Source organism: Mycobacterium sp. NPDC049093 (assembly GCF_040704635.1).
Classification (GTDB): domain Bacteria; phylum Actinomycetota; class Actinomycetes; order Mycobacteriales; family Mycobacteriaceae; genus Mycobacterium.
Genome location: NZ_JBEZJS010000006.1, coordinates 264,102 through 276,166 on the forward strand (window position 1 = coordinate 264,102; position 12,065 = coordinate 276,166).

The window sequence follows — 12,065 nt, forward strand, 5'->3', positions numbered from 1 at the left end:
TCCTGTCCTGGTAAGCGTATTGTCTGCCTATGACGACCAATCTGGACACCCGACTCGGCTCGCTTTCGCCCGCCGTCATCAGTTTGTTCCGTGTCGTGTTCGGCCTCCTCTACACCATCCACGGGGCATCGAAACTATTTGCCTGGCCAGTCGATTCCGGTAGTGGCGCCACCCCGGTCGGCACCTGGCCGTACTGGTACGCCGGCGTCATCGAGCTGGTGCTCGGCCTGATGATCATGGCGGGCTTGTTCACCCGCATCGCGGCCTTCATCGCCTCCGGCGAGATGGCGTTCGCCTACTTCACCCAGCATCAGCCCAACGGCCTGTGGCCGATCGAGAACGGCGGCGAACTCGCCGTGCTGTACTGCTTCGGCTTCCTGCTGCTCGCCGCGATCGGTGGTGGCGCTTACGCGTTGGACGCCACGCGCCGCAAGCGGCTTGCCGCCTAGTCCAGCGCGAGGTCCTTGCGGAACCGCTTCATCCCGTCGATCTTCTCGGCCAGGGTCGCCGAAGGCCCGGAGTAGAACATCCACGGCATGGTGATGATGCCCTGAATCCCACCGGCCTCCGCACGCGCGTAGTGCTCGGGGGTGAATGCGTCGGTCAGCGGTGTGATGATGGTGAAATCATCCATCGTCAAACCCTTTTCGGCGCGCACCTCGCGCAACCGATCGACCCGCTGCAGGGCGTCATCGGTGGAGATCAGATCGCCGATCCAGCCGTCGTGGCGCGCTGCCCGGCGCAGCGCGATGTCGGACAGACCGCCGACGTAGATCGGGATCCGCGGCGGCGTGGGCTCCATCTCGAGACGTGGTGTGGAATAGAACTCGCCGTCGAACTCAGTCCAGCCGGGCTGCCACAGCTTCTTCATCAGCTCGAGCATCTCGTCGGTGCGCTTGCCGCGTCGTGCGAACTGCTGGCCCAGCAGCTCGAATTCCTCCTCGCACCAGCCGACGCCGATGCCGAGTTCCAGCCGCCCGTCGGCCAGATAGGCCGCGGTGCCGATGGCTTTCGCGGCGGAGTACGGGTCACGCATCGCGGGCAGGTAGACGGTGGTGACGAACTTGCACCTGGTGGTGACGAGCGCCAGCGCCCCGATCATCACCCATGGGTCCGGCCAGTCGGTGAACGCCTCCCAGCGCCGCTTGCCGTCCTTGGTGTACGGATACGGTGTGGACAGCGTCTCCAGGTTCACCACGTGATCCGGGATACCCATGCCGTCGTACCCGAGATCGTCTGCGGCCCTGGCCACTTCGACGGCCTCCCGGGTGTCCATGAAGGCCATGCTTACGTAGAACTTCATCCGGCGTCCCGTGCCCACGCCGGCGTGATGAAGATGCCTTCCGCCTCGACGGTGATCCCGTCACCATCGCTGATGTGGCCCCGCGCAAAGGTTTTGACACCTTCGGTCCGGTCGATGTAGGCCTCGGCGCGCAGCGGCCCCAGCGGAGTGCCGCGGTTGTACCGGCACGTGATGGTGCCCGTGTAGCGCGGCTCGTTCAGTCCCCCACTGGCCACCTCGCCGAGAATGTGGTCGAGCACCAGCGCACAGATGCCGCCGTGTACCCAGCCCAGCGGCCCCTCATAGGCGGCGCCCAGCACGAATTCACTCCAGCAGCTGCCGTCCTCGGCATGCTCGATCACGAGCGGCGGGGCCAGTGCGTTGCGCAGTCCGACGACCGGGTTGGCCCACACCACCGGGCGGTTGGTCTCGGCATGAAGCAAGGCGTGTGGCCCGTCGCGCTGTTCGCGGCGCAGCGAGGCGGTGACGGCCTCGACGGCCGCGGTGGCCTCGGTGATGGATTGCGGGTCCACTTGGGTGCGCACGCCGGCGTCGACGAGTTCGCGCATCGCCCGGGCAAAGGGTTCGTAGAGCGCTTCGAGCCGTTCGTGCTCGGCCGCGCTGATGACGTCGAACGTGTGCTTCATCCGGACTCCCAGTGAATTGGTTATACGCCCTTATTAACACCAGCCACTGGGACGTCCTGCACGCGGGGGCCAGTTAAGCCCTGGCGGCTACTCCCCGCCGAAAATTTTGCGGACCACACCCTTCGCCCGCCGCGTCACCCTCAGATAGTTGTCCAGGAACTCCCCGCCGTCGTCGCTGCCCCACCCCGCCGCCAACGCGACCGCGTTGAGCTGACGGCCCGGCCCGGGCAGCTGATCGGTGGGCTTGCCGCGCACCAAGACCAGGGCGTTGCGCGCCCGCGTGGCCGTCAGCCAGGCCTCGCGCAACAGCTCGACGTCACTCTCGGCGACCAGTTCGGCCGCACCGATCGCATCGAGGGTCTGCAGGGTCGAAGTGTTGTGCAGCGCAGGCAGGTTGTGGGCGTAACGCAGCTGAAGCAGCTGCACGGTCCACTCGATGTCGGCCAGTCCGCCACGGCCCAGCTTGGTGTGGGTGTTGGGGTCCGCGCCGCGGGGCAGCCGTTCGGCGTCCACGCGCGCCTTGATCCGGCGGATCTCCTGGACGGCTTCGGCCGACACCCCACCGGCGGGGTAACGCGTCTTGTCGGCGATGAGCAGAAAACGTTCGCCGAGCTCCAGATCACCGGCCACCCGGTGAGCGCGCAGCAGGGCCTGGATCTCCCACGCCTGCGCCCACTGCTCGTAATAGGTCGCGTATGACGCCAGCGTGCGCACGAGGGGCCCGTTACGGCCCTCCGGGCGCAGCCCGGTGTCGACCTCCAACGGCGGGTCCGCACTCGGTGTCCCCAGCAGTGCCCTGACCTGTTCGGCGATGCTCACCGACCAGCGCACCGCCGCTGAGTCTTCGACGCCGGTGTTCGGATCGCACACGAACATCACGTCGGCGTCGGAACCGTATCCGAGTTCGCCGCCACCGAGGCGGCCCATCCCGATCACGGCGATGCGTGCGGGCGCGCCGGATTCGGGTGTGTTGGCCCGGATCACCGCGTCGAGTGCGGCCTGCAACACGGCGACCCATACCGAAGTCAGGGCCTTGCACACGTCGGTCACGTCGAGCAGGCCCAGCACGTCCGCGGAGGCGATCCGGGCCAGTTCGCGACGGCGCAGGGTGCGGGCGGCGGCGATGCCGCGTACCGGGTCAGGGTGCCGGCCGGCCGAGGCCACCAGGGCGCGGGCCACGCTGTCGGGATCGCCGTCGAGCAGTTTGGGCCCGTTGGGCCCGTCGGCGTACAACTGGATCACCTCGGGGGCGCGCATCAGCAGTTCGGGGATGTAGGCCGAGGTGCCCAGCACCCGCATCAACCGCTTGGCCACCGCGCCCTCGTCGCGCAGGGTCGACAGGTACCAGCGCTGCTCGGACAGTTCCTCGCTGATGCGGCGGTAGGCCAGCAGGCCCGCGTCCGGGTCGGGGGTGTCCGACAGCCAGTCCAACAGGGTCGGCAGCAGCACCTGCTGCACTGTGCCCCGACGCCCGTTCTGGCCGGTGAGCGCGGCCAGGTGGGTCAATGCACTCTGCGGCCCCTCGTAACCCAGTGCGGCAAGCTGACGTTCGGCCGCCTCGGTGCTCATGCCGGCACCGATGCCCAACGCCGGCTGGCCCACTGTTTCGAGCAGAGGCTGGTAGAAGAGCTTGGCGTGCAGTCGCGACACCCGCATGCTCTGCCGCTTGAGTTCCTCGCGCAGCACGCCCTGGGCGTCGTGCCGGCCGTCGGGGCGCACGTGCGCCGCACGGGCCAGCCATCGGTACGCCTCTACGTCGCTGTCGTCGGGCAGCATGTGGGTGCGTTTGAGCCGCTGCAGCTGCAGCCGGTGCTCGAGCAGCCGCAGAAATTCGTAGGAGGCAGTCATGTTGGCGGTGTCGTCGCGGCCGATGTAACCGCCCTCGCCGAGCGCCGCCAGCGCGTCGACGGTGGACGCCACATGCAGTGAGTCGTCAGTGCGGCCGTGCACCAATTGCAGGAGCTGGACGGCGAATTCGACGTCGCGCAGGCCGCCGGTGCCGAGCTTGATCTCGCGGGCCCGCACTCCGGCCGGGACGAGCTCCTCGACGCGGCGGCGCATGGCCTGGACCTCGGGAACGAAATCCTCACGCTCGCACGCGGTCCACACCATCGGCATCAGTGCCTCGATGTAGGCCTTGCCCAGTTCGGCGTCGCCTGCGGCGGGACGCGCCTTGAGCAGGGCCTGGAATTCCCAGGTTTTCGCCCAGCGCTGGTAGTAGGCGACATGGGATTCCAGCGTGCGGACCAGTTGTCCGCGTTTACCTTCGGGGCGCAACGCGGCGTCGACCTCGAAGAACGCATCGGCGGCGAACTGCATCATCTCGCCGGCCACCCGGGTCGCGGTGGCCAGGTTGTCGTCGCCGTCGCCGTCCGCGACCGATTCCCCGACGAAGATGACGTCGACGTCACTGACGTAATTCAGTTCGCGCGCTCCGCATTTGCCCATGGCGACGACCGCCAGCCGGGGCTGCACGCCGTCTTCGCACACGACGCGGGTGGCCACCGTCAGCGCGGCGCTCAGCGCGGCATCGGCCAGGTCGGACAGGTGGGCGGCCACCTCGACGAAGGGCAGCACCGGCTCGTTCTCGACGGTAGAGGCGACGTCGAGCGCACCCAGGACCAGCAACCGGTCCCGGTAGAGATCCCGCAGCGCGGGCACGGCACTGCTTGTGCCCCTGTCGATCTCGGCTGACCTGGCCGCAGCGGTGAACACGCTGTGCAACTCATCGGCACCGGGGAGGTCGACCGCACCGGCCAACAACCGCCACGATTGCGGATGGGCGACGAGGTGATCACCGAGAGCCAGCGAGGAGCCGAGTACCCCGAACAGCCGGCCCCGCAGCGCCTTGTCGGTCAGGAGCCGGCGGTTGAGTTCGTCGGCGTCGGCGCCGAGCGCATCGGTCAACCGGATCATTGACAGCAGCGCGACGTCGGCGTCCGGTGCACGCGACAGCGACCACAGCAGTTCGACGTGCGACTCGGTGTTCCAGCCGAGCTGTTCCAAGTGGGCCGCTGCCTGGGGATGCACCAGACCGAGCCGACCGACGCTGGGCAGTTTCGGGCGATCGGTTGCAGGCTTGGCCATCCCCCGACGTTACAGCGACAGGTAGTTCTTCAGCTCGTAGGGCGTGACATGGCTGCGGTAGTTCTCCCACTCTGCGCGCTTGTTGCGCAGGAAGTAGTCGAATACGTGCTCCCCCAACGCTTCCGCGACGAGCTCGGAGTTCTCCATGGCCTCCAGCGCGTTGCCCAGGCTGGACGGCAGCTCGCGGTAGCCCATGGCGCGCCGTTCTTCGGGTGTCAGGCTCCAGACGTTGTCCTCGGCCTGCGGGCCCAGCACGTACCCCTTCTCCACACCGCGCAGACCGGCGGCGAGCAGGACCGCGAACGTCAGGTACGGGTTGCATGCCGAGTCCGGGCTGCGGACCTCGATGCGCCGCGACGACGCCTTGCGCGGGGTGTACATCGGAACGCGCACCAGCGCTGAGCGGTTGGCCGCGCCCCACGAGGCCGCGGTCGGGGCTTCACCGCCGTGAACCAGGCGCTTGTAGGAGTTCACCCACTGGTTGGTGACGGCGCTGATCTCGCTGGCGTGCTCAAGGATGCCTGCGATGAAGGACTTGGCCACGTCGGACAGCTGCAGCGGGTCGTCGGGGCTGTGGAAGGCGTTGGTGTCGCCTTCGAACAGGCTCATGTGTGTGTGCATCGCCGAGCCGGGGTGCTCGCCGAACGGCTTCGGCATGAACGACGCCCGCACGCCGTCGGCCAGGGCGACCTCCTTGACCAGGTAGCGGAAGGTCATCACGTTGTCGGCCATGGACAACGCGTCGGCGTAGCGCAGGTCGATCTCCTGCTGGCCGGGCGCGCCCTCGTGGTGGCTGAACTCCACCGAGATGCCCATCTGCTCCAGCGCCTCGATGGCGTGGCGGCGGAAGTTGGGGGCCGAATCGTGCACGGCCTGGTCGAAGTAGCCGCTGTTGTCGGCCGGCACCGGCACTGACCCGTCGTCCGGGCCGGGTTGCAGCAGGAAGAACTCGATCTCGGGGTGTACGTAGCAGGTGAAGCCTAGGTCGCTGGCCTTGGCGAGCTGCCGGCGCAGCACGTGCCGCGAGTCTGCCCACGACGGTGAGCCGTCCGGCATGGTGATGTCGCAGAACATGCGCGCCGAGTAGTGCTTGCCGGCGCTGGTGGTCCAGGGCAGTACCTGGAAGGTGGACGGATCAGGCCGTGCCACGGTGTCGGACTCCGAGACACGGGCGAAGCCCTCGATCGAAGAGCCGTCGAAACCGATGCCCTCTTCGAAGGCACCTTCGAGTTCGGCGGGCGCGATCGCTACCGATTTGAGGTAGCCGAGGACGTCGGTGAACCACAACCGAACGAACCGGATATCGCGTTCCTCCAGGGTGCGCAGCACGAATTCCTTCTGGCGGTCCATGAGCGCAGCGTAGGCATCGGCTGTTAATTCTGTGTTACGGGCCTGCAAGGAGTTAGCAGGAGAGGTCGCCGGGAGAGCCCTGGGTGACGAAGAAGTTCAGTACCGCGGTGTCGACGCACGCGTTCCCGTTGAACACCACGGTGTGTTGGGTGCCCGTGAACGTGATGAGCGCCGCGTCCATTTGCCGGGCCAGTTCCACCCCGGCCTGATACGGCGTGGCCGGGTCGCCGGTGGTGGACACCACCACGACCTTGCCCGGTCCGGGCCCGGTGACCGGGTGCGGTGACGACGTCGCGGGCACCGGCCACAGCGCGCAGATGTCGCGCGGCGCGTATCCGGTGAACTGGCCGTAGGACATGAACGGGGCGGCAGCACGGGTCCGTTGATCCGCGTCGGCCCACACGGCCGGGTCGGTGGGGAACGGCGTGTCGACGCACCGGATCGCGGTGAATGCGTCCTGCATGTTCTGGTAGTGCCCGGCTTCGTCGCGGCGCCAGTAGTCGTCGGCGAGCAGCAGCAGGTCACCGGCGTCGGTGCCGCGCGTCAATCCGAGCAGCCCGCTCGTCAGGTACGGCCAGTATCGCGCCGAGTACAGGGCGTTGCCGGTGCCGGTGATCGTGTCGGCGTAGCCGAGTCCACGCGGGTCCGCGGTGGGGTGTGGCGTCGTCACCAGTGGATCCACGAGCCGTTGGTACCGGCTGACGAACTGGGCAGGGTCGGTGCCCAGAGGACAGTCGGCTGACGTCGCGCATTCCGCAGCGTAGGTGTCGAACGCCTTCTGGAAGCCGGCGAGCTGGCGGACGTTCTTGGTGATCGGATCCAGGCTCGGGTCGATCGCGCCGTCGAGCACCATCGTGCGCACCCGGTTCCCGAACTGTTCGGCGTACGCGCCGCCCAGTTCGGTGCCGTAGGAGAAGCCCAGATAGTTGATCTGTTCCTCCCCCAGCGCGGCCCGCACCGCATCCATGTCCCGCACGGCGGAGGCGGTGCCGACATTGGCCAGGAACGGTGCGCCCATGCGGTCGAGGCATTGCTGCGCGAACTGGCGGTAGACGTCTTCGATGTGGGCGACCCCGGCCGGGCTGTAATCGGCCATCGGCTCGCGGCGGTAGGCGTCGATCTCGGAGTCGGTTCGGCAGCGCAGTTCCGGGGTGGAATGCCCGACGCCGCGCGGATCGAAGCCGACCAGATCGAAATGATCGGTGAGTGGGGAGCCGGCCAGCGCGGCACCCATGCCGGCGACGGTGTCCACCGCCGAGGCTCCGGGGCCGCCCGGGTTGATGAACAGGGAGCCGATCCGCTCACCACTGGCCGGAATCCGGATGACGGCCAATTGTGCTTGTGCGCCTTGGGGGTCCGGGGAATTCCAATCGATCGGAACAGCGACCGTGCTGCACTGCGCCATCGGAATCCGTGCCGGATCTTGCACCCATTGAGCGCAACTTCCCCACTCCGGCCCGGATTCCGGCGCAGCAGCCGCGACGGGGACGGCGACCGGGCACACCACCGCGGATGCGCTGAGCAGAGTCACCGCAAGAGCTCTCGCCGCCCGCCTGCCCGCCCACCACACGGCAGTCATGGTCGCACGGCGGCCACCGCCGGGTCTGCGCCTGAGGCCGACCAGAGATCGGCCGGAGACCAACCGGTGACCTTGACGGTCGGACCGGTCAGCAACGGGTTCCGGGCGGGGGCACCGTCACGTCGACGAGGTAGGTCGCGGCGATGTCGTCGATGCACTTGTTGCCCTGGAACACCACCGTGTGCTGGGTGCCCTCGAAGGTCACCAGGGTGCCGCCGAGTTGGCGGGCCAGGTCGACGCCCGCCTGGTATGGCGTCGCCGGGTCGTTGGTGGTCGAAACCACCAGGGTCGGAGGCAGGCCCTTCACCGAGATCTCGTGCGGCTTGCTGGTAGGCGGTACCGGCCAGAACGCGCAGGTGCCCATGGGCGCATGTCCGGTGAACTCGCCATAGCTCATGAACGGGGCCACCTCACGGGCCCGCCGGTCCTCTTCGACGACGGTGGCCCGGTCGGTGATCGCGGGCTTGTCCACGCAGTTGACCGCGACGCGGACGTCGGTCGAATTGTTGTAGTGGCCCTTGGCATCTCGACCCATGTAGAGGTCTGCCAACGCCAGCATGACATCCCCGTTGCCGTTCTTGAGTCCGGTCAGGCCCTCGGTGAGGTGCCGCCACAGATTCGGCGAGTACAGCGGCAGGATGGTGCCGACGGTGGCGTCGCTGTAGCCCAGCCCGCGCTGATCGCGGGTCTTGGCGGGGTGCTCCACCAGCGGGTCGATCAGGCTCTTGTACACCTCGACGGCCTTGGCCGGATCGGTGCCCAGCGGGCAGTCGGGGTTCTTGGTGGTGCAGTCCGTGGCGTAGTTGTCGAAGGCCTTCTGGAACGCCGCGGCCTGGCGGATGTCCTCTTCCACCGGATCGGCATTGGGGTCGACGGCACCGTCGAGGATCATCGCGCGGACCTTCTGCGGGAACTGCTCGGCGTAGGTGGCGCCGATGCGGGTGCCGTACGAGTAGCCGAGGTAGGTCAGCTTGTCGTCACCGAGGGCCGCGCGGATGGCATCCAGATCCTTGGCGACGTTCTCGGTGCCGACGTTCTCCAGGAACTCCTTGCCCATCTTGTCGACGCAGCGCTGAACGAACTTCTTGGTCTCGTTCTCCAGGTGCTCGACGCCCTCGGGGGTGTATTCCACCGTCGGATCGGCACGCAACCGGTCGTTGTCCTCGTCGGAGTTGCACCACACCGCAGGTGTGGAGGATCCGACACCGCGCGGATCGAACCCGACGATGTCGAAGCGGTCCTTGACCGACTGCGGCAGGCCCGACAGCAGGGAGACGGCCGATTCCACGCCGGATTCGCCAGGGCCGCCGGGGTTGATCACCAGCGAGCCGATCTTCTGGCCCGCGGCAGGGAATCGGATCATCGCCAGGCGGGCGACGTCGCCGTCAGGTTTCGAATAGTCGACCGGCACCGACAGCATCCCGCATTCGGCGTTGTCGGGGATCTGCACGTGGTCCCCGGAGCCGGCGTTGCACGGCAGCCATTGCACCGGCGTGCCGGGCCGCGGAACGGCGATCTTGGCCTGGCCGTCGACCACCTGGGTGCAGCCCGCCGCGGCCACCGCCGTCATCGCCAGCAGCGCGCCGAACCTCATCCTGAACTTCATGGCTGACCATGCTGCCATGACACGACATCGCCGCAGGCCGGGCCTGGTCACGAGGTGCCCCGACGCTATCGGGTAGCGGCAAGGAGTTCGTCGAGCGCGACGTGGAAGTCGTCGGCCATATCCCACAGGTCAGGCAGCAGATCCGGGCAGGACATGATGCCGACGTCGAGCTTGCCGGTCAGCGACATCACGGTGATGTTGAGACCGGATCCGTGGAAGATCGGGCCCAGCGGGTACATGGCCTTGACCTCACACCCCAGTAGGTAAAGCGGGTCCTGCGGCCCGGGCACGTTCGAGATGACGAGGTTGTGGACGGGTTTGGCTCCCGACAGCCGGCTGGCCGCGTACACCCGCATCGCGGCACCGAACACCGCCGGTGCCGCGAACTGGGTCCAGTCCTGGAGCAGCGTCGCGCCGATCGCGGAACTGTGTTGCTTGGCAACCGAATTCGATGCCGAGATGGCGCGCAGCCGCTCAGCCGGATCCTCGATGTTGGTTTCGAGTTTGGAGAACATCCCCGACACCTGATTGCGGCCGGGCCGGTCGGAGCGGTCGTGCACCGATACCGGCACCATCGCGACCAGCGAGCTTTCCGGCAGTTCACCGCGGTCGTGCAGGAAGGTGCGCAGCACGCCGGACACCAGCGCCATCACGACGTCGTTGACCTTGACGTCGAAGTGGTTCTTGACGGTCTTGATGTCCTCAAGGTCCAACTGGGCGAACGCCACGCTGCGCTGACCGGTGATGTTGGTGTTGAACGCGGTCTTCGGCGCGTTGAACGGGGCCGCCATCGCCTGCCCGTTGATTGCCCGGCGCACCGTGTCGATGACCGTGCTCGCGGTGGTGGGCAGCACGTTGGCCAGCTTCAGTGGCCGGGTCACAAACCTGAGTGCACCGCTGATGGCGATCTCGGCGCCAGTGGCGTCGCCTACGCCGTCGACCGGATCCGGAGGCGGTGCGTCCGCCACGGTGGTGCACAGCTGCGACATCAGGTTGGCGCCGGTCACCCCGTCGACGCCGGAGTGATGCACCTTCGTCATCAGCGCCAATCGGCCTCCGGCCTGGGCGTCGGTGCCCGCGACGTTCTCGATCACCCACATCTCCCACAATGGCCGGGTCCGGTCCAACGGAAGCGACGCGATGTGTCCGCAGATCTCGGACAGCTCGGCCCGCCCACCGGGCCCGGGCAGGCCGATCCGGTGCAGGTGCCGGTTGACGTCAAAGTCCTTGTCTTCCACCCGCACCGGGTGGTCGAGATTGAACCGGCTGTCGGCCAGCTTCTCCCGGAATTGCGGCATCGCCTTGATCGTGAGGGAAAGCGCGTCACGCATCCGGTCGAAGGTGTAGCCGCCCGGCATGGTCGAGCTGTCGAGTTCGAGCACCGAGCACACGTGCATGGGCTGCGCGGCAGTTTCGAGGTACAGGAAGCTGGCGTCGAGTCCGCTGAGCCGTTGCATGCCGCTGATGTTAGGGCTCCGCGCACAAACTGTGAGGAAATCCACTCGAACGTCGCTTTGGCCTTCATTACGTGCAGTGGCAGACTTGCATTTGTCAGCCGAACCCGGGGACCGCAGAGCGGCCTCGAGGATCGAACCGACCATCACAAGGGACGACGATGTCTGAACAGTCTGTTTATGGTGCTTCCGATTCTGTCGAAGCCAAGCCGCGCACCAAGGTCCGCACGCTCACACTGCAGAAGTGGAAGTCCGAAGGCCACAAGTGGGCGATGCTCACGTGTTACGACTACTCCAGCGCACGGGTATTCGACGAGGCCGAGATTCCGGTACTGCTGGTCGGCGACTCCGCCGCAAACGTGGTCTACGGCTACGACACCACCGTGCCGATCTCGATCGATGAGCTGATCCCGTTGGCCCGCGCGGTCGTCAAGGGCGCCCCGCACGCCCTGGTGATCGCCGACCTGCCGTTCGGCAGCTACGAGAGCAGCCCCACCCAGGCCCTGGCGACCGCCACCCGCTTCATGAAGGAGACCGGCGCGCAGGCCATCAAGCTCGAGGGTGGTGAGCGGATGGCCGATCAGATCGCAACTCTGTCCGCCGCGGGCATCCCGGTGGTCGCGCACATCGGCTTCACGCCGCAGAGTGTCAACGGGCTGGGCGGGTTCCGCGTGCAGGGTCGCGGCGACGCCGCCGAGCAGACCATTCACGACGCGATCGCCGTGCAGGAAGCCGGTGCCATCGCGGTCGTGCTGGAGATGGTGCCCGCCGAGTTGGCCACGCAGATCACCGGCAAGTTGACCATCCCCACCGTCGGCATCGGGGCCGGCCCCAACTGCGATGCCCAGGTGCTCGTCTGGCAGGACATGGCCGGGCTCACCAGTGGCAAGACCGCCAAGTTCGTGAAGCGCTTCGGTGACGTAGGCGGCGAACTGCACCGGGCCGCAACGCAGTACGCCCACGACGTGGCGTCCGGGGTGTTCCCGGCCGAAGAGCACTCTTACTGATCTCTCCCCCGCCGAGATCAACGAAAGCGTCGCTGGAGAACGGATTCAGCGAC

General features: G+C 67.3%; 9 protein-coding genes. 2 read left to right on the plus strand and 7 right to left on the minus strand.

The window, feature by feature from the left end; genetic code table 11:
- The first annotated feature begins 29 nt into the window (after positions 1-29).
- Positions 30-449 carry a DoxX family protein gene (locus AB0876_RS24480; protein WP_491840554.1) on the plus strand — a complete coding sequence of 140 codons (420 nt, stop codon included), beginning with the start codon at positions 30-32 and terminating at the stop codon, positions 447-449.
- Here AB0876_RS24480 and AB0876_RS24485 read toward each other — a convergent pair.
- The 7 genes from AB0876_RS24485 to AB0876_RS24515 form a co-directional block, all read right to left on the minus strand.
- Positions 446-1,303, minus strand: coding sequence for a TIGR03619 family F420-dependent LLM class oxidoreductase (locus tag AB0876_RS24485; RefSeq protein WP_526043140.1), 858 nt, complete (start codon positions 1,301-1,303; stop codon positions 446-448). The two genes, AB0876_RS24480 and AB0876_RS24485, sit on opposite strands and share 4 nt — an antisense overlap.
- Positions 1,300-1,929, minus strand: coding sequence for a PaaI family thioesterase (locus AB0876_RS24490; protein WP_491840552.1), 630 nt, complete (start codon positions 1,927-1,929; stop codon positions 1,300-1,302). The genes AB0876_RS24485 and AB0876_RS24490 overlap by 4 nt, the downstream gene beginning before the upstream one ends.
- An 87-nt stretch (positions 1,930-2,016) precedes the next feature.
- Positions 2,017-5,016 (minus strand): bifunctional [glutamine synthetase] adenylyltransferase/[glutamine synthetase]-adenylyl-L-tyrosine phosphorylase, encoded by a 3,000-nt coding sequence (locus AB0876_RS24495; protein WP_526043141.1) that lies wholly within the window; start codon positions 5,014-5,016, stop codon positions 2,017-2,019.
- A 9-nt stretch (positions 5,017-5,025) separates the two neighbouring features.
- Complete coding sequence (gene glnA, locus AB0876_RS24500; protein WP_526043142.1) at positions 5,026-6,366, minus strand: type I glutamate--ammonia ligase; 1,341 nt, start codon at positions 6,364-6,366, stop codon at positions 5,026-5,028.
- A 52-nt stretch (positions 6,367-6,418) separates the two neighbouring features.
- The gene (locus tag AB0876_RS24505; protein WP_526043143.1) at positions 6,419-7,945 is read right to left on the minus strand and encodes an alpha/beta fold hydrolase; all 1,527 of its coding nucleotides are present in this window, start codon (positions 7,943-7,945) and stop codon (positions 6,419-6,421) included.
- A gap of 88 nt (positions 7,946-8,033) precedes the next feature.
- A complete protein-coding gene (locus AB0876_RS24510) occupies positions 8,034-9,551 on the minus strand; it encodes an alpha/beta hydrolase (protein ID WP_491840549.1) in 1,518 nt (505 codons plus the stop codon).
- Positions 9,552-9,616: 65 nt separating this feature from the next.
- Entirely contained in the window at positions 9,617-11,152 is a 1,536-nt protein-coding gene (locus AB0876_RS24515; protein WP_526043281.1) for a WS/DGAT/MGAT family O-acyltransferase, read from the minus strand.
- A gap of 14 nt (positions 11,153-11,166) precedes the next feature.
- Between AB0876_RS24515 and panB the strand changes: the two genes are divergently transcribed.
- Positions 11,167-12,012 (plus strand): 3-methyl-2-oxobutanoate hydroxymethyltransferase, encoded by an 846-nt coding sequence (gene panB, locus AB0876_RS24520; protein WP_055115148.1) that lies wholly within the window; start codon positions 11,167-11,169, stop codon positions 12,010-12,012.
- The last annotated feature ends 53 nt before the right edge of the window (positions 12,013-12,065 follow it).